The organism is Bacillus sp. FJAT-28004 (assembly GCF_001280845.1).
GTDB lineage: Bacteria > Bacillota > Bacilli > Paenibacillales > Paenibacillaceae > Pristimantibacillus.
Genome location: NZ_LGHP01000001.1, coordinates 4,878,482 through 4,896,777, shown reverse-complemented (window position 1 = coordinate 4,896,777; position 18,296 = coordinate 4,878,482). Strand labels below are relative to the sequence as shown.

The 18,296-nt window shown below is 44.5% G+C and carries 13 protein-coding genes, 4 tRNA genes and 1 riboswitch; of the genes, 3 read left to right on the top strand and 14 right to left on the bottom strand.

Translation table 11 applies throughout. The features are described from left to right. Positions 1-60: 60 nt before the first annotated feature. The 5 genes from AC787_RS21220 to AC787_RS21200 all read right to left on the bottom strand — a co-directional run bounded on the left by AC787_RS21220 (position 61) and on the right by AC787_RS21200 (position 9,627). Complete coding sequence (locus tag AC787_RS21220; RefSeq protein ID WP_054026604.1) at positions 61-2,973, bottom strand: EAL domain-containing protein; 2,913 nt, start codon at positions 2,971-2,973, stop codon at positions 61-63. Between the two features lie 83 nt (positions 2,974-3,056). After that, a riboswitch (cyclic di-GMP riboswitch) is annotated at positions 3,057-3,142 on the bottom strand. A 116-nt stretch (positions 3,143-3,258) separates the two neighbouring features. Further along, positions 3,259-5,847: a metallophosphoesterase gene (locus tag AC787_RS21215; RefSeq protein WP_054026603.1), complete on the bottom strand. Its 2,589-nt coding sequence runs from the start codon at positions 5,845-5,847 to the stop codon at positions 3,259-3,261. Positions 5,848-5,852: 5 nt separating this feature from the next. Next, a complete protein-coding gene (locus tag AC787_RS21210; protein WP_054026602.1) occupies positions 5,853-7,118 on the bottom strand; it encodes a methyltransferase domain-containing protein in 1,266 nt (421 codons plus the stop codon). 40 nt (positions 7,119-7,158) lie between these two features. Beyond that, positions 7,159-7,941, bottom strand: a complete 783-nt coding sequence (locus tag AC787_RS21205; protein ID WP_054026601.1) for a nucleotidyltransferase domain-containing protein — start codon at positions 7,939-7,941, stop codon at positions 7,159-7,161. Positions 7,942-8,208: 267 nt separating this feature from the next. Further along, positions 8,209-9,627, bottom strand: coding sequence for an RtcB family protein (locus AC787_RS21200; protein ID WP_054026600.1), 1,419 nt, complete (start codon positions 9,625-9,627; stop codon positions 8,209-8,211). 385 nt (positions 9,628-10,012) lie between these two features. Between AC787_RS21200 and AC787_RS21195 the strand changes: the two genes are divergently transcribed. Beyond that, positions 10,013-10,471, top strand: a complete 459-nt coding sequence (locus AC787_RS21195; RefSeq protein ID WP_054026599.1) for an SRPBCC family protein — start codon at positions 10,013-10,015, stop codon at positions 10,469-10,471. Positions 10,472-10,543: 72 nt separating this feature from the next. Here the strand turns inward: AC787_RS21195 and AC787_RS21190 are convergent, their stop codons facing one another. The 4 genes from AC787_RS21190 to AC787_RS21175 form a co-directional block, all read right to left on the bottom strand. After that, the gene (locus AC787_RS21190; protein ID WP_054026598.1) at positions 10,544-12,028 is read right to left on the bottom strand and encodes a nicotinate phosphoribosyltransferase; all 1,485 of its coding nucleotides are present in this window, start codon (positions 12,026-12,028) and stop codon (positions 10,544-10,546) included. 1 nt (position 12,029) lies between these two features. Next, positions 12,030-12,839 (bottom strand): ribose-phosphate pyrophosphokinase, encoded by an 810-nt coding sequence (locus AC787_RS21185; protein ID WP_054026597.1) that lies wholly within the window; start codon positions 12,837-12,839, stop codon positions 12,030-12,032. Between the two features lie 23 nt (positions 12,840-12,862). Continuing rightward, the gene (locus AC787_RS21180; protein ID WP_054026596.1) at positions 12,863-13,627 is read right to left on the bottom strand and encodes an NUDIX domain-containing protein; all 765 of its coding nucleotides are present in this window, start codon (positions 13,625-13,627) and stop codon (positions 12,863-12,865) included. 158 nt (positions 13,628-13,785) lie between these two features. After that, entirely contained in the window at positions 13,786-14,781 is a 996-nt protein-coding gene (locus AC787_RS21175; protein ID WP_054026595.1) for a Gfo/Idh/MocA family protein, read from the bottom strand. A 195-nt stretch (positions 14,782-14,976) separates the two neighbouring features. Between AC787_RS21175 and AC787_RS21170 the strand changes: the two genes are divergently transcribed. Both AC787_RS21170 and AC787_RS21165 read left to right on the top strand, forming a co-directional pair. Beyond that, positions 14,977-15,372: a GntR family transcriptional regulator gene (locus AC787_RS21170; protein WP_054026594.1), complete on the top strand. Its 396-nt coding sequence runs from the start codon at positions 14,977-14,979 to the stop codon at positions 15,370-15,372. A 10-nt stretch (positions 15,373-15,382) separates the two neighbouring features. Continuing rightward, on the top strand, positions 15,383-16,771 hold the full coding sequence (locus AC787_RS21165; protein ID WP_054026593.1) for a DUF5808 domain-containing protein: 1,389 nt from the start codon (positions 15,383-15,385) through the stop codon (positions 16,769-16,771). Between the two features lie 42 nt (positions 16,772-16,813). On the opposite strand, the gene AC787_RS21160 is transcribed toward AC787_RS21165, so the two are convergent. The 5 genes from AC787_RS21160 to AC787_RS21140 all read right to left on the bottom strand — a co-directional run bounded on the left by AC787_RS21160 (position 16,814) and on the right by AC787_RS21140 (position 17,878). Next, the gene (locus AC787_RS21160) at positions 16,814-17,416 is read right to left on the bottom strand and encodes an AAA family ATPase (RefSeq protein WP_054026592.1); all 603 of its coding nucleotides are present in this window, start codon (positions 17,414-17,416) and stop codon (positions 16,814-16,816) included. A gap of 81 nt (positions 17,417-17,497) precedes the next feature. Continuing rightward, positions 17,498-17,572 (bottom strand) — tRNA-Gly (locus AC787_RS21155). A gap of 7 nt (positions 17,573-17,579) precedes the next feature. After that, positions 17,580-17,654: transfer RNA gene (locus AC787_RS21150), tRNA-Gln, on the bottom strand. 30 nt (positions 17,655-17,684) lie between these two features. Next, positions 17,685-17,761, bottom strand: a tRNA-Asp gene (locus AC787_RS21145). A gap of 40 nt (positions 17,762-17,801) precedes the next feature. After that, positions 17,802-17,878: transfer RNA gene (locus AC787_RS21140), tRNA-Met, on the bottom strand. Between the last annotated feature and the right edge of the window lie 418 nt (positions 17,879-18,296).

Here is an 18,296-nt window from a genome sequence, read left to right as displayed (position 1 = left end):
TAAAAGCATTTCACACCCCGGCTTTCACCGAATGCAAAATGCTTTTTTCAATCATAAACATTAATTATGTTTTTTCAATTCCTTAATTCGGAGTATGGGATCGCCCACATAAACTTGTGTTTGAGGCAGCATGCCGTCTCGCTGCTTAATGGCAAGGAGATTAAGCGTATTAACGAGCGCATCCTGCTCCTTCTCTTTTAATTGGAATTGCACACCGTATTCATAAATATCATTGCCCAGTTCATTGTACCAGACAATAAATCCGTATAACACGTACATTTGATTAAGCATTTGAGTCTTAAACATCAAGAGGATGTCGCTGTTAACGGGCAGCTTTACGCCCACCATAAACCGTAGTCCACCTGGACCGATGTTTTTAACCAGTACCTCTGTGCTCCCAAGCTTCACACTGCTGCCTTTGAACATCGTAATGGTCATCTCTGCGAGCAGACAATGCTTCAAATCAATTCGAAAGCTTTTTCTTCGATTAACGAGCATCTCTCTGCTTGGCATAAGGGAGACTGGCTCTTTCCACGACTTTCTGCTCAATAATTGTACGATGTTATCTGGCTCCACTGGACGACTGAAATAAAACCCTTGGATTTCGTCGCATCGCTGCTCTCGTAAATAGTTGAATTGCTCCTTCGTTTCAACACCTTCGGCCACCACCTGCATATTCAGCTCGCCAGCGAGCTGAATGATGCATGCAATGATGCTCTTATTCCTTTTATCCGTCATCAACTCCTCGATAAACGATCGATCGATTTTGATCGTGTCGAGTGCCAATCGCTTCAATAGATAGAGTGAAGAATATCCCGTTCCAAAATCATCAAGCGATACTTTGATTTTTCGCTTTTTCAGCTCAAGCAGCAATTCAGTCACTACATACTCATTACTTATAAAGGAGCTCTCCGTTATTTCAATTTCCAATCTATCCGGTGAAATTCCTGTCTCCTCGATGATTTGATCAATCGTGTGCAATATATTTTGCTGCAGCAGCTGCTGTACCGAAAAATTAACCGACACCGTAACCGAAGGCAAGCCTAAGCTCTGCCATCGTTTATGCTGCAAACAGGCTTCGCGGAGCACCCATTCCCCTATCGGTACTATGAGTCCCGTTTCCTCTGCGATCGGAATGAATTCCGACGGAGCAACTAATCCCCAATCCGGATGATTCCAGCGCAGCAGCGCCTCTACACCAACAATAGCCATCGTTTGCGAATGCACACGAGGCATGTAATGCAGAAACAGCTCACCTCTTTCCAGCGCCTTACGCAAGTCATTGCTAAGTGAAAATAATTTAAACGATTCCACACTTAAGGAAGAGGAGTAGCATTGCAACTGATTGCTTCCTCTTGATTTGGCATGATAAAGAGCCGCATTCGCATTTTTCATCAACAGCTCTACAGAGCTCCCATCGCCAGGCGATTGACTGATTCCTATACTTGCGGTTACATTCAGCTCATACCCTTCTATAAAAAATTGTTCATTTATGAGCTTTATAATAGTAGCTGCCAAATCCTTGATGTCGTTTTGTTGCCGCACAACATCTAAAATAATTGCAAATTCGTCACCACCCAGTCGGAAGACGGTTTGTCCATCGCTCAAATTGCTCATCAATCTGTTGGCGATTTGTTTCAGCAATTCATCTCCAATCGGATGCCCCAGCGTATCATTTACATACTTGAAACGATCCACATCAATAAGCATGATCGCTAACCCCTGCTTAAAATACTCACTTACCCTTAACTGCTTGTCTAACTGGTCTTCGAACTTTCTGCGATTCGGCATCTCCGTTAAATAATCGTGGTATGCCAAATATTGATTTAATTCCTCGGCCTTGCTCCGATCCGTAATATCAAGCACGATGCCTACGATCGCTTTCTCACCCATATTGGATACTTGTTTGTAGTGCACATCGCAATGAATGATGGTTCCATCTCGCTTGATAGCCCTATGACGAAAATTGGATAATGACTGACCTTCCTTTAACCGCTTGACCTGATTAACGACCGCTTCACGATCCTCAGGATGGACATTTTGTATAATATCTGTACCAATCAAGGTGTCATAGCCCATCATTTTATTGAGCTGCTCGTTTGAATAGATGAAGTTATTTTTCTGCGCGACAAAAATACCGACAATAGACTGCTCTATGATGCTGCGATATTTTAATTCTGTCTCGGTTAAAGATTGTTCAATCATTTTTTGCTGCGTAATGTCCTTGGCAATTCCATAAACACCAACAAGCTTATTATTAATGATGATTGGGATATTGGTTACATTGAATTCGATCGTTTTTCCTGATTTCGTAATGCCTGTCGTATCATAATTTTGTGGCTTCAGCGTATTGACCGTTTCCTCAAAATGCTGAATCGTTTTATCCAGAGAGTCGGCATGCACAAATTTATGAAAGCTATCTTTTATAATTTCATCTTTCGAATAACCAAACATTTGTTCAAGCACTGAATTACATGACAAAAAATTTCCATTTACGTCAAAAGAAAAGACCGCGTCCGGATTATTTTCAAATATGGATTTATAATGCTGCTCTTCAACCGTAAGTCGATGCTGCAATTTTTTATTATCAGTCACATCTTGGATCGTGCCGATAGTCAACAATATATGGTTGTCAGCATCCTGTATGAACGTGATATTTTCCACCACATTCCTGACTTCACCGCTATGGCGAACGATCCTGTACTCGTAAACGCTTTCCTTTTTTGACTCTATTGAATGATGATACTGCTGTTTAACACGTTCACGATCATCGGGATGCACGAACTCAAAAAATTCTTCTTTCGTCATTGAGAAATCAGAGCTCATATCATATATTTCGAACATTTGATTCGACCATGATGCTTCATTGCGAACATGATCGAATTCCCAGTAGCCTAAATTTGCTATATTTTGAACAATATTAAAACTGCTGACATTAACGTTGCCATTAATACGTCTAATGTTTTGTTTCATTGCTTAATATCCCCTCTTATTTAAATCATAGGCGGTAACTTGAAGTTTTAAGGAGAGGATATACGAATAATATATCTCATCCTTTTGGCAACCCAGCCACCTTTGGATATTTCCTTTAGGCCTGTTGGCTTTGCGTCATTGTCTTTCGACAACTTTGCTTTTTACTAGGACTTTTAACATATACCAGTATTCCATATTATTCTGATATATACCATAACCAATTTCATAATAGGTCGAATGATGTAGAAAAACCTCCCGAAATGGGAGGCCTAGTAGAATGATGACTTACAACCTTGGATCGATTTCCTTCTCTCTAGCAACCTCAAACAAAAGATTCGCAACAGCCGCTTGGTATCCATCATTGTCCGGGGCAATTTCAGCAAAAGGAATCGCCAGCATATGCGCCCCTAGCCGATACTCATTAAATGATGTGCGGAGTTTTAGATTGATGCTTTTTTGCTTGATGAGCTTATTGTACTTATGCGGGAATCGATAATCATAACCGTAAATAATCGACATGTATTCTTTATTGCGCACTTTCATATAAGGAACCGTGTTGTACTCACGTATCTCGGGCTTAATCACGACACCTTCCATATGATTATCCACCGTAAGCGTGTAGAAGTACTTCTCTGCGAGCTCATAGCTCTCGGCATCGGACAGCTGAAGCGTGATGAACGGATCGTCAGAGAGGAAGCGATACATCTCCGAGGTCTTCCACTCTGGAAGCATCTCGCTTCCGTCCTCATTTACGATTTTGAGGAGCGAAAATGGTTTGTATTCCAGCTCGCCTGCCTCCGCATACAGCTCCAGTTGCTTCTTGTACGTTTCATATGCCTTAATATGCTCGTCGATTGGCCTATGCTTCTCAAGAATAGTATGAACATGCTTGAAATTTTGATAGACGGCAAGGCCATATTTCTCATTTATAGCACCTTTGCTAAGGTGAAATTGATCCTTTTCAAAACCGCTTTCCTTGAACTCATGCGCAAGCTTCCCGAATGCCTCCTCGAACCCATTTGTCTTAAGGAACGCAAGCTCCGTCTCAAGCGCCTTCTCGATCGGTTTAAACTGCTTATCGATCAGACCTTCCCCAAGCGCTTGCCATGGCAGTAGTTCCCCATCCAGAAGGAGCATTGTTATATCGTTTTCCTTCATATAACTTCCAAACCTTTGCAGCAGCTTCTCATATACAGGGGTCAAGTCAACCTTATTGATTTTGTACCCATTGCGGCTAACTGCAAAACATAGCTCGATATCTACATGCAAATAAACATTGCATCGTGATCCCATGTATTTGGGCTGCAGCACGACCTCTTTCACACCGCGCTCTGCAAAATAGTTCAGCCCTTTCCTCAGCGATTCCAGCTCGCCCGCCGCTTCATCCTTATCTGCCGGAGACATGGTTCCCGAAATAAAGTTGACTTTATTGCGTGAGCAATACTGCAATCTGCGGGCCTCTTCATCATCCAGCTCTAGCAGCGACACCTTGCGTTCCTCTTTGAAGAGAGTAGGAAGCTCCTTCTCTTCCATTCCAGCTTGTGCTGATTTCTGAGATTTGAAAAAAGGCTTAACCGAAAGGGTAACGGAGGTAAGCAGGTTGCCATGCACAGCGCCTGAATCCAAATGAATTTTATTTTTGATCCGAAATGCGTTTTTAGCTGCGACATGCCCAAAAACATGATAAGGCTGGTTTCCTGCTGCATCCCGCTTCAGAAACGCAAGCTGCGCTTCAATCGGTGCAGATCGATCGATTCTGAAATTGCGCTGATGGCGGATCGCATTCACATCCAGCTTACCAATATATTTGTTCTCGCATGGCGCATGCGTCACATAATAGGATGGTCCTCTTTTTCCTACCAGCCTGTAGAACGGCTTCGATAACGCCACGAGATGATTAAACCTCTGAAGCAGCTCATCATCGCCTCTGAGCACCTCCGTTGAATCGAAGTAGGCATGCAGCAGCTCCTCTTCGACGCCTTTGATTTCACCTCGCATATACTTGTAAACGAAGTTTTCATGATTGCCAAGCACGAACAAAAACATATTCTGATTCGTATATAGAAAATCAATAATTTCCTTTGTCCGACTCCCTTTATCGATCCAATCCCCAACAAGCAATACTTTCGTACAGCTGACTTTTCCCGTCTCAATCAGCAGATCGCCATCGAGTTGATAGCCATGGCTAACGAGCAAAGCCTTCAGCTCATCCACGCATTCGTGAACGTCCCCGACGATGATTGTCTTCTGATCCAGCGGTAAAAAGGTATCCAGATATTGTTCGGCATCCTCGATAATTATTTTATAGTCCGCATTCGCAAGCTTATCGACAGGTGAATAAAAATCTTTAGCCCGCACCTTATGAATTTTGTTGTATCTCTCCTTCGAGAGCGAGCCAAGCACTTCCTTGCGCAAACGATTAATATGGCTCGTAATCAGCTTCTTCGAACGTTCCGATGAATAATAATCATCCCGCTTCTTGTAATCGAACAACACGACTTCAAGATTGTAGTTATTATCCTTCGCAACCTCCCTCACTCTCGACCGGAAATCCTCCGACAGGCCTGTTGTATCCACTACAACAAATTCCGCATTGATTGGGAAAGTAGTTACCAGTCGCAGCTTCTCGAACAAAAGGCGAAAAGCCTGATCGCTCGCTTCAAGCATGATCTGATCATATTTATCATAATCGGAGCCTAGAAGCTCCTGTCTAATGCTATCGGATGAAATATATTGTACATTCGCATTTATGCCCTTGCTGTCATCCCTGAATCTTAGCTGCGGCATCAGCACTTCGTTTGCAAAGGTTGTTTTTCCACATTCCGTCGTGCCGATCAGCATAAAAATCGTATGGACTCTCGTTCTAATTTCCATTACCGTTATTCCCTCCTCTTCCGCAAAATCGCACCTTGTGTCGTTTGTATGCCGTTCACCCCATCGCCAATTGCGACGAATTGACTTTCCACGGATTGCTCTTTAACCGTTTCGAGCAGCCACTCCTGAAACTCCGCTCGCCCGAGCTCCCACTTATGGTCATCATGCCGGAAGTCCTCCAGCTCATAATAAGCATTAAACTCTGCATTTGGTGTCGTCAGCACAAAATGATCAAAATCCACGTGCTCGCATATTTGCCGTATCAGCGCCGCTGCCTCATCCAGACTCATATGCTCAATAACTTCGGTTAAAACGACATCCACCTGTTCGCCATTATAGGCTTCCAGAAAATGTTCAATAGAAGGAAAGGTCGCGATGTTGTCTAGCTCCTTTGCTTTCGCTTTCCGCTCTACCACCTCTAGCAGCGGCTCATTGATATCAACCGCGTAATAGCTATCCTCGATCTTGGACGCATATGGAATCGCATAGAAGCCCTCACCACAGCCTACGTCGAGTATCGCCTTATTGAACGGAAGTACGCTTCCGATATAGCTTCTGCGCTGCTGAGCCGTCCCGCCAAAGGCCAATTGAACCGCGTAACGATCCGTTTTCTCCAGCTCCTCCTTGTATTTCTTGAATCGTTCTCTTGAGGCCAGGAAGTTACGTGCAAACAAACTTCGTATATAAAAGGGCGCGTCAATGATCTGGATACTCTTCACATATTTAATCAAAACATCATCAGAAATATCGATATACTCATCGCTGAACATCGATAGGAAGAGACACAGAACGCTAACGACATGCATAAGCTCGTATAACGATTTATGCGTCTTGATGGTAAGCGAATAGCTCTTATGCGCTAGGTGCACCGCATCAAACGTATAGTCTGTAAGATGTTTCTCAAAAAAATGAATATAACGCAAAAGCTCAATATGAATCATGTTAATATGAAAGGTATGTTCGTATTGCTCCGTATCACTCGAATGCTGCGCTTTGAGCGGTGCTGCAAAAAACTCATTGATCGCTCCCAGTACAAATAATGGTGTATTGTAGCGCGATACATTTAGATATTCAAATTGATCCTGCCTATGCTGCTTGTATGATACTTCATTGTCAGCATCCTTAAAGTAAACGTTGAATGTTCCTTCATCGGTATACCAGCCGTATGCCATTCCTTTGCGAACGGCGCGCAGCAGCATCCTTGACCCTGGATTTTTTCTGATGACGAACGAAAAGCTTGGGTTCGTCGACTTCAATTGCACGATAGCCATCTTTACCTTCCCCTTACCTGTCAATTAGACGCAATTGCCTTTAACACCATACCTCTTGTAATGCACTGCGGAACAAATCATCAAGCTGGTTGTCCTGCGCAGTTCCACCTTGGCCCATTGCGAATGCGATTTGTTCGAAATGAGCGATTCGTTCTTCCAAATAATCATTTATAGCATGAAGTCTAGGTTCATAATCGAGCTCCTCGCCCGCTTTTTTCCGCCGCAACAATTGTTCAACCGTAGCACGCAGCTCGCTCTGTTCAGGAATAAGTGCCTCTACCAAACGATCGAATTCGATCGGAGGCATCGAGTTATAGTTCTCAATCCAGCCGCAAGCCAGAATCGGCCTTAAAACGTAAAAATACTTTTTTATCTTCACTTGTTCGCCCTGCAAGTACTCTCTGTAGTTCCCTCTTGCCATATGGAGATAATGGTACATGCACGACTTGGGTGAGAAGGTTAACGTAGAAGCGCTGCGGATTTGTTTGGTTACTGAGTATTTCGTAAAGTATGGAATCGGTGATTGCAGCCATTCGAGCAGCGGCGGATTTGATTTACGAAACAGATTAAGCGCTTTGCGCAAATCCCATCCGTTAATATCGAGCAGGTCGCTGATGGGGCGTTCTATCACATCTCTTTTGTCAAAAATCGATAAATACCATTCCACCGGCCTGACGTAAATAAACCGAACGTCGTAATCGCTGTCCTTGGAAGGGAACCCCCACGCCCTGCTTCCCGATTCACAGGCATAAACAATGCGAACCTGTTCCTCACGCTCGATTTTACCCAGTTCCAGTAAAATATTCTCATGTATGTTGGTCATTCTAAACACTCCTTTATGTAGCTTCTTCATGCAAAAAAAAAAGACCATGGACAGTATCGTCCACAGTCTTGGAAAACGAATAGTCAGCAATGCGGCTAACGCAAAATCAGCGCATGCTTCCCTTCAAATACCAATAAACAGGTCCGAGGAGTGGAGCTATTCTCTTTGCTCGAGTTAAACGAATTGCATCCTTCAACGTTTACGTTAATTAACTGCACTTCTAGATATTGGTTTAACATTCTCCTCGTCCCCCTTCTTTTCCTTTATTTACGTTCCTTTGACAGCAGCTAACGGTTTGCATTTCGCTACAACCTGCGCAAGCCCAGCTCCTACCACACTCTCAATAATTTGATCTACATCCTTATATGCTTGCGGTGATTCATCAACCAGTGATTCCATAGAGCGCTGGTTTACGACGATTTCATCATCTGTCCCTACGCGCATTGCAATAGCGACCTCTTCTACCGATATGAGCTGCTTCGTTGCGTTTCGCGACCTGATTCGTCCTGCTCCATGACAGATGGAATAATGATTTGTCTTCCCTTCAGGGCTTCCGACCATAATATACGAGGCCGTACCCATTGATCCTGGTATAAGCGCTGGATGTCCAGTGCTAAGGTAAGGCTCTGGATTATCCGGATGTCCGGCCGGAAGTGCTCTTGTCGCACCCTTCCGATGAACGAAATACGATTGTTCATCCTGTTCTTCTTCCCATGCATAGTTATGCATGAGATCATACAGCGTCCGCAGCTCGAATTTGGAGCCGAACACATCTTTGCCAGCCTCTCGGACAGCATAAGCAATCAGGTGACGATTCACGACCGCATAATTTAATGCTGAATACATGAGGTTGACATACGTTTGACCGAGCGGGTGCGATAGAGGCGCATATAGCAGCTTAGGATCAGCGGTACCAATGCCTTCATGACGCATCATTTTCGCAATGTCAGTGCTGCAATATTGACTGACCGCACCGCCCCAAGCTCGTGAGCCGGAATGAATCATGATGACAACCTGACCGTCGAACAACCCCCATGCTTCGGCAATTTCTCGATTTTCCTCGGCAATTTCAATCGCTTGAATTTCTACAAAATGATTGCCGCCGCCAAGTGTACCGAGCTGACGATGCGCTCGATGCCAGATGACTTCAGGAAACTTATCTAACACCTCTTCGTCAAAATCAAAGCGGCTGCTCTCCACATGGGTTAAAGAGGTTGCTTTGCGCGGCGTGTATGCATCGGGAATATATTTTTTTGGCAAGCCGTGCAAGCCCTTCTTCACGATATTCTCTAATCTGATATCCGAGAAGTAGCCTCTTGCATGTTCCTCGACCGGCATATATTTCTCAATGGCCTTAACCAGCTTTCGCCGCAGCTTCACTTCCTTCAATTCGTCCTTATGGAGATTCGTAAGCTGTACGCGCATCCCGCAGCCAATATCACTGCCTACGATCGAAGGAGATACGTAGCCGTCGCTCGTTTTCCATACCGCTGTTGTGCCGATGCAGGTTCCCACTCCAACATGTACGTCAGGGGTGTAGCTCATATAAACTTGATTCGGAATTTGTAAGTTGTTGTTCGCCATTTCAAACACTTTATAATCCAAGGACGCAAATAGCTCAGGTCCTGCATAAACATGCACCTGCCCCGAAGGCAGCTTTACTTTTTGGTAATACGTTTCTTTCATATCCGGTAATCTCCTCAAAAATCAAATGAACACAAAAAAGCCATGGACCTCTAACTGTCCATGGCTTTATCTCGCGCCTTTATTTCCTAATCCTCGCAGCACACAGCGTGCAAAATTTTAGAAAATAGTCACAGGCCCCGTAGAGGCCGATGAAATGGACTTGCTATATTTAGCTGCATTACGTTCTAAATTTTGTTCGAACATTGTCATCGACCTCCTTTCATTTGATTTACATCATAATAATCCGTTAAACCAACATTTGTCAACCGTTTTATAAAAATTCCAAATAAAGAAGCGAGGTGACAAGATTACTGCCAGCTCCCAATATTTTTTGAGAAGTATGATATGATTTATTAAAACTTGTACAACAAAAGGAGCACTTAGAATGACAATCCTAACGCAAGCGCCGATTGCAAAAGCAGAAATGCTCATAAGAAAACCTGTTGAAGAAGTGTTTCAAGCTTTTATCGACCCTGCTGTTACTACGAAATTCTGGTTCACCAAAAGCAGCGGGAAATTAGAAGCTGGAAGACGTGTCCAGTGGGATTGGGAAATGTATGGCGCTTCGGCAGACGTTGATGTAAAAGAGATGGAGGAAAACAAACGTATCCTTATCGATTTTGGTTCCACGGTTGAGTGGATATTTGATCCTCGGGCAGAAAATGAAACCTTTGTCACGATTATAAATTCTGGGTTTGCCGGAAATGCAGATGAGAGGGTAGGACAAGCCATTGATTCCATGGGAGGATTCATGATCGTGCTCTGCGGTCTAAAGGCATATCTTGAGCACGGCATCAGCCTAAATCTCGTTGCGGATAAGGCACCCGATGCCCACGTGAAATAAATGAAAAAGCGGCAGTCTAGGTCTGCCGCTTTCATTATGCTTGTTCTACCCTTTTTCACATCTCACACTCACTTACAAATGAGCCAATAAGTTCGAGCGTACCTCGGCCAGCTTCAGATCTCTAATCAGCTTCCCATCCTCGAAAACCACTTCAAGCTGATCCTCTGCTTTACGTGCTTCATACTCCGCAGCGCTAAGATTGTCGGTATAGGCAAGCTTCCCGTCCTGCTCTGTAACAAGAACAAGACCTGTCTGCGACTTCTTCACGCCGTTATCGGTTTTTGGGTCTTTATAGATTTTGCGCTCCTCGCCATTCACAATCGTAAACGTCGATTTTAATGCAAAACCAAATGTATCTCTCGTATTGTATTGATAAGTGAACGATCCGATACCATAAACCATATTCGTCGAAGCAAAACCTTTTGTCGCTAGCTTCTCGCAAATCTCGCTGCAGCGCGAAATGGTAATCGCATCGCCATAAATCGCGCCTATGTGGCTATCAAGCTGTCTATACCCCTTATCGGTAACCGTACCGCCAAAAATATCCCAGAGTATTTCAATAACGCCTTTACGCTCAAATTCACTTTCCCCATCCGGGTCACCGCAAATGATTTTGACTGGATCTCCGCTGTCCGGACGAATGACCACCTTGCCGTCCCTGCTCATAATATCTTCCTTCAAGCCGCGGATGACCACGTCCAGCACGCTCCATAAATCCCATGTATCCGATACGATCGAGACGAAACCATTTGGATACACCTCTTTGATCAAATAGCGGTACGATGCCATCTCGTCACGTCCGTGCGCGCACATGACGCTATGCTCCGTTGCCGGAATCGACGTACCCACTAATTCCTTCTCAATATTCGCGTTATAATAATTTTCTAAATAGAGGATAGCCGGTATGGTATCTGTTCCCGTGAACGATAGGAGATGACCTGCACTGCTGCCGAGGGCCGATTCAAGCGCGCCCATGCCGCGCATCGAGAAATCGTGACCTTGGAACGGTACTCCTGTACTGTCGCCGCTTGTTTTGAGCGCGTATTCCTCCAAAATTTTGCGGTATTCAAAAGCAAGCGTAGCGCTCGTAGCCGGCATCCACAGCTGGCACGACATCAGTGTCTCCAAATAGTTCGTCAGCCAGAAAAATTCCGGCTTCGTATTCTCAATTGTCAGCATAGGTACTCTTATCGGTACTAATGCGCCTTCTTTGATCGCTTTGATCTTGATTGGCAAATATCCGAGATCATGCAGCTCCTCTATATGCGATGCATCGGGATTGGCATCACCTAGCGCATATTGAATAAGCCTTTTATATTCACTCGCTACCTCTTCCTTAGTTCTTGCAAAGAAGTGCTCATTAAAATAATTTATGAGATATTGTTTGATGAACGATTGGAAGCCGAAGGCGACAACCTCGTTAATATCATCTAGTCGGCTTGTGCGAGCGGTCCACGTCGAGTAAACGAGCTCCGTTCCTTTTGGATACTGATTTTTATGGCTCACCTTGTAAAAGTCGCATAGCAGCGTTGCTGGATAAACGAATGTTTGAGTCATCTTATAGGCCTCCCATTGCGAATACGTGAATTTTGTCATGCTCTGCTTGATGGAGTATGGTATCGGTCGTAAACACTTTATCGATAAGATCGGATTCTAATATTTTCCCTTTGTAGATCGAATGCTCGCAGTGTCCTACCAGCAAATAAATATGAGTGGCTCCCATTTCCTTCAGCTTTTCTGCGCTAAGCATAAACGTGCCGCCGTACGAGCATAGATCATCAACAATGATGGCTTTAAAGCCCTCACGTTGGATATGTCCAACGACATCGAGGCTCTTAATTTGACCCGTTTGAAAGTCTCTAGCTTTATAACCTACTAGCTGCTTGTAGCCCTGCACCTTGCTGTAACGCTTCTGTGCCCCTGCATCTGGAAAAAACAAATAATCCTGCTCTGTGTCGAAGCCCACTGCTGAAACGACTTGTTCCAGCAGCTGAATGGTTGGATATTTCCCAATGCTTCGATCGATCAACGCCAGCGAAACATCCGAATGCGGCTCTATAATCGTCACTGACTCAAAATTCATGTTATTAATAAAGGCAGCCGTATATTTTAACGTAAATGCAGAGGCTCCTTCGATGCGATCCATCCGGCTGTAAGGCAAATAATAAATGGTCAATGTACATTTAACGCGTCGATCATCGAGATAGCTCTTGATGAACATGAGCTTAACAAGATCGCCATCATTCTCATATTTCCATACAATCGTATTGAATTCCGTCATATGCGTAAGTATTTCATCGCCATTAATGAGCGTCTCCCCATTCGGAAACTGTTTTAACCCAAGCTCCACACCATTAAACTTCAGCATGACATCACTCTCCTCGTAAGCGTTCAGCTATAGATAGACAACCTTGGTTCTTCCATTGTAAAAAGGTACAATTGCGCTGCTCGCTGCGAATATTGATTGGATTGCTTCGGATTCCCGTTCTCATCCCTGGCCTCTTCAATAATCGTGCTGCGGCTCTTCGTTGACGTCAACTTGCGAATAAAATTTTTCTCCTCAAAGTCAGGAACAACCGTCTGGATCACCTGATACAGCTCACTAAGCGTAAACTCCTCTGGGAGAAATTCCTTCGCTATCGTCGTGGTTAGCATCTTCTTGCGAATCTCTTGCAGCGCGTCGGACAAAATTTGCTTATGGTCGAACGCCAAGTCCATCTGGAGTGCTTCTTCAACTGTGAACAATTGCACATCCGAAGCATCCACAGCGGCTGCTCTTTGCTCAAGTGCACTCTCGTTAACTAGTGCTAGAAAAGCATGCGAGATAATCCAGCCCCTTGGATCACGCCCAGGAGCACTATACACGTTAAAATATTCGATATGCACGTCCTCGACCGCTGTCTCTTCATGAAGCTCGCGCATAGCGCAGTCATATACCGTCTCATTCTCCTTCGTAAAGCCGCCTGGCAGCGCCCATTTCCCTTCAAAAGGCCAAATATTCCGCTTGATCAACAGCACCTGCAATTCCCTCGTAGGCAACGCCTTCTTAAGCGACTGTCTTTCCGTCGATACGATCGTAAAGATGACGATATCTGCTGGTGCGCCGTCAGGCGATCGGTAATGATCTGCTGCGTAATTGGATTCATTTTCGACCATTGCTGCTGCACTCCTGATCTGTATTATTATTTCGATTTGATATTATCATAATGACATTATGAAATAACTTTGTCAATTACTTATGTAAAAAATAGGCTATTAGTCACGACTCACTATATCCAAAAAAAAAAGAAGCGGCTGCTCGCCGCTCCCTTTTATTATTTCGTTTCTACGGCATCAGCTGGGTAGACGAGACCGATCTGTTTTCTTGCCTCATCTATAATTTCCAGCGTCGTGAGTGAATTCGCAAACGTATTAATTGATGACTCTGTACGTCCAGCCTTTATCAGATCGATAAATTCCTTCGCTTCGTAATACATCGACTTGCTGTTTGTAGGCTGTGAAATATCTTCGTTTGTTCCGTTACGGTACTGGATTTCCACCTTGCCTATTTCACTGATCTTGTCGATGACGATGCTGCCGTTTTCCCCTTGAATCTCCGATGGCAACGACGAATGTGTAATTTTGGAATACATGATGACGGCATCCATGCTCTGGTACTGGAGTACGATACTTCCTTCCCCATCCACGCCAGAATCCAGCATGACACCTGTCGCTTTAATGACATCCGGCTTGCCAAATAACGCTACAAGCGGATATACGCAATAAATGCCAAGATCCATAAGCGCCCCGTTTGAGAATACAGGGTTAAAAGCATTAAGCACCGTACCCGCCTTATAAGCATCGTACCTAGAAGAATACTGACAATAGCTCGCAAAATAACGCCGTACCGTTCCAAGCTTGTCGATGTTGTCTTGTACGGCTTTAAAACCTGGCAGCATCGTCGACTTTAACGCTTCCATGAGCAGCACGCCGTTTTCCTTAGCAGCTGCAATCATCTGGCGCAGTTCATGCGCATTTGAAGCGATCGGCTTCTCACAGAGCACATGAATGCCATGCTTCATACAAGCAATCGCATGACCCGCATGGAATGAGTTCGGACTGGCAATGTATACTGCATCTATTTGTCCACTTGCTGCCATCTCTTCGATGTCCGTAAAAGTAGCAGCAATATTATGTTTTTCCGCAAAAGTACTTGCCGTTTCCAACGAACGCGAATAGACAGCCGATAGTTTAAAATCTTCAACTTCACTCGCCGCAGCAATAAATGACTCCGTAATCCAGTTTGTACCGATTATGCCGAATCTGATCATAGTCGTCTCTCCTTGAAAAAAGTTTATTGGGTTATCATTTGTTGTCGGACAGGTCAAAAAACGTTATACCGCTTCTGTTTATTATAGCCATGTCAAGGACGACCTGTCCAAATGTTCCGGCATGTTTTTGACAATTCGCATCTTTTGTATTAGCATTTGCAATACAAATAACACATAGTTATAAGGGGTGATCCGATGATTATGAAGCTTGACTACAACAGCGATATACCGATCTACCTGCAGCTCCGCAACCAAATCGTCATCGGAATTGGGGTAGGCGGGCTCGATTATGGCGAGAAATTGCCTACGGTTAGGCAGCTCGCTGATGATTTAGGTGTAAATGCAATGACGGTTAATAAAGCCTATGCCCTTCTCAAAAACGAGGGTTACATTACCATTGATCGCCGACATGGAGCCAAAGTTTGTACGGAATGGAACAAGCAAGCCGATTTCAGCCAAAAGCTAGAGTACGAATTAAAGCTTGTCATTTCCGAGGCTAGTCTTAAAGGAATCGAGCAAGAACATTTTATGCAGATTTGCTCGAACATCTTTGCTGCCGCAATGAGCAAAAATCATCCGCTGCCAGAATAGGAGACCTTTCATGAACAATATTATTTTAATTATTCCAGCAGTTATTGCCTACATCACTATTCTTGTTACGTTTTTGAAGCAAGCCATACCAAGCAATCATATTTTATTCGGTGTAACGTTTCCTGCGCATGCCTTCGAGGACACGGAAATTAAGCAGCTTCAAGACGAATACAAAAAATCATACCTTGTGTATGCTGGCATCACTTTAATAACCTTAGTGCCGTTCTTGCTGCTTGGAAGATATTTCTCTTTGGGCTTTACTTACATGCTGCTTTGGTTTGTAGCTTTTATCTATACATCCAAGCTCCCATTCAACAAAATTCATCATAAAGCTACAACGCTCAAAAGGGATAAACAATGGTATGTCGGAGAAAAACGAGTCATTCGTATTGATACGAAAGTAACACAGCTCAAAAAAGCGCAACTCGTTTCGCCTTATTGGTTTCTGATTCCCGCACTTTTATCTGTTGTCCCTATTATTGTAGCCTTGCTGAACAGCGATGTTCTCTTAAAAATGACCGGGATTGCTTCGCTTGCGATGACAGCGATCTTGTTTGTCATTTATTCTGCCTTTGACAAAATGAAGACGAAGGTGTATAGCGAGAACCACGACATCAACGCTGCTATAAACCATGCAGCACGTCGCTATTGGTCAACGCTCTGGCCTAGCCTTGCTGTTTTTGAGAGCATCAATGCTTTTGTCGCTTATATGATTTTAACACAGGGGAGCTCACTAAGCTTTACGCAGTGGATGATCGGAATCGTGATGGTTTCTCTCTTACCGCTGTGCAGCATCTACTATGTACATAACAAGATACGGTCAGTGGAGGAGAGTCTTGCAGAAACGGATGGCCAAAGCATTGTAACCGATGATGACGGCTACTGGATTAATGGCTCTACTTACTACAACCCGGACGATCAGACGATCATGGTTCCTAAAAGAGTTGGAATCGGTACAACGGTCAATTTAGCAACCCGAGGCGGAAAATGGATTCAATACGGCGGGATCGTGCTTGCACTTGTGATCGTCATTCCCCTGACTGCTTTTATCGTGCAATCTGACAATACGGCTCCTTCTCTAACGATTAAAGACGACGGTATCGTCTCTATTGACTATCCCTTATATGATTACAGCTTTAACTTAAGTGATGTAAAGGGGATTACGCTTGAAGAAGTGCTTCCAAGTGGATTCAGGACAAATGGCACAGCGACCGCAGAATATGCCCGTGGCAACTTTTCATTAGAGAAGCTGGGTGCTGCCAAACTCTATGTATTCAAAAACTCACCACCGTACATTACTATCCAGTTAAACGGCTTAACTGTTATTTTCAATGATAAAGACCCCGGCAAAACGAAAGCTCTCTTCGACGAGCTAACGGAAAAAACTCCTGCTAGTTGAGCTGCTTAGGTGTATCGTACTGTTTAACAGGAGTTTCTCCTTTTAAGTTGATAAGAAAGAGTCTCCATATACAAACTGATCTAGAGTTGCTAAAGACTGCTCGGTCAGAGGTGCGGAGTTGTCAAAATAAAGTACTGAGGATGCTGATATATTCCATTTCAGCTCTCTCCTCACCAAGGAGCTGTTGAACTCATTCCAGTTGTCCAATTTATACTGGTCCAGAACAGAACCTCTTTGTACAATTCGCTCATAATGAACCTTATCGTCACGAAGATATACAAATACAACCTTAACTTCAACGTCTAATAACGAGGCCCCGATTGCTGAGAGCTCTTGCTCAATCCAATCCGGGGCCTCTGTTTCTTTCGTGAAGGGCCCGATCACAAATATATCCCCACCATTAGCAATGTTCTCCAGTGCAGCATCCATCGTAATTCGGTAGCCTAAATCGCGGCACAGTTTCTTATAGATACTTGAATCTCGATCATTCGGATCATGCCCTGCCAGCGTCATGAGCGCAACCGCTGCCGGCCTGAGCACCGTATCCATATCAATAATGGCCACACTCCGCCTCTTGGCCAACGCTTTCGCAAGTGTCGTCTTGCCAGCACCTGCACCGCCTACAAAAAATACTAATTTGCTCATGGCGAACCCCTCATCATCGTTATTGTCTTATTCATAACAAAAAAACACCCTGCAATGCAAGGTGTTTTGGATGTAAAAGATTGGAGCGGAAGACGGGAATCGAACCCGCGACCCTCGCCTTGGCAAGGCGATGCTCTACCGCTGAGCCACTTCCGCATATAGATGGCTGGGGATTCAGGGATCGAACCTGAGAATGACGGAGTCAAAGTCCGTTGCCTTACCGCTTGGCTAATCCCCAACATATATTTTGTTACTCATTTTGTAAAAGTGGCGGAGCTGACGGGATTCGAACCCGCGGTCTCCTGCGTGACAGGCAGGCATGTTGGGCCACTACACCACAGCTCCGTATGTAAGCTCGGATAAATCCGAAAGTGAAACCTTGGTTTGGTTGCGGGGGCAGGATTTGAACCTGCGGCCTTCGGGTTATGAGCCCGACGAGCTACCGGGCTGCTCCACCCCGCGACATTTACTACTGAAGCTATTCATTTACAGAACGTTTACTAATGCGAGCATTAGCAGATTGCGCCCTGAAAACTGGATACGAAAGATTAGGCTTGCTGAAGCCTTAATGCTGCTGTCTACCGGATGTATGGGTCACGGTAAACGTGTTTAGGATAAGCCCTCGACCGATTAGTATTCGTCAGCTACACACATTGCTGTGCTTCCACCCCGAACCTATCAACCTCGTCGTCTTCAAKGGGTCTTACATACTGGGAAATCTCATCTTGAGGGGGGCTTCACGCTTAGATGCTTTCAGCGCTTATCCCGTCCGTACTTGGCTACCMAGCGGTGCTCCTGGCGGAACAACTGGTACACCAGCGGTACGTCCATCCCGGTCCTCTCGTACTAAGGACAGCTCCTCTCAAATTTCCTGCGCCCG

Bases quoted from the DNA above. Each gene is read 5' to 3' on its own strand.
- AC787_RS21205 (WP_054026601.1), bottom strand. From the start codon at position 7,941: ATGACCAACATACATGAGAATATTTTACTGGAACTGGGTAAAATCGAG.
- AC787_RS21160 (WP_054026592.1), bottom strand. From the start codon at position 17,416: ATGAGCAAATTAGTATTTTTTGTAGGCGGTGCAGGTGCTGGCAAGACG.
- AC787_RS21220 (WP_054026604.1), bottom strand. From the start codon at position 2,973: ATGAAACAAAACATTAGACGTATTAATGGCAACGTTAATGTCAGCAGT.
- AC787_RS21175 (WP_054026595.1), bottom strand. From the start codon at position 14,781: ATGATCAGATTCGGCATAATCGGTACAAACTGGATTACGGAGTCATTT.
- AC787_RS21170 (WP_054026594.1), top strand. From the start codon at position 14,977: ATGATTATGAAGCTTGACTACAACAGCGATATACCGATCTACCTGCAG.
- AC787_RS21200 (WP_054026600.1), bottom strand. From the start codon at position 9,627: ATGAAAGAAACGTATTACCAAAAAGTAAAGCTGCCTTCGGGGCAGGTG.
- AC787_RS21195 (WP_054026599.1), top strand. From the start codon at position 10,013: ATGACAATCCTAACGCAAGCGCCGATTGCAAAAGCAGAAATGCTCATA.
- AC787_RS21215 (WP_054026603.1), bottom strand. From the start codon at position 5,847: ATGGAAATTAGAACGAGAGTCCATACGATTTTTATGCTGATCGGCACG.
- AC787_RS21165 (WP_054026593.1), top strand. From the start codon at position 15,383: ATGAACAATATTATTTTAATTATTCCAGCAGTTATTGCCTACATCACT.
- AC787_RS21180 (WP_054026596.1), bottom strand. From the start codon at position 13,627: ATGGTCGAAAATGAATCCAATTACGCAGCAGATCATTACCGATCGCCT.
- AC787_RS21190 (WP_054026598.1), bottom strand. From the start codon at position 12,028: ATGACTCAAACATTCGTTTATCCAGCAACGCTGCTATGCGACTTTTAC.
- AC787_RS21185 (WP_054026597.1), bottom strand. From the start codon at position 12,839: ATGCTGAAGTTTAATGGTGTGGAGCTTGGGTTAAAACAGTTTCCGAAT.
- AC787_RS21210 (WP_054026602.1), bottom strand. From the start codon at position 7,118: ATGGCTATCGTGCAATTGAAGTCGACGAACCCAAGCTTTTCGTTCGTC.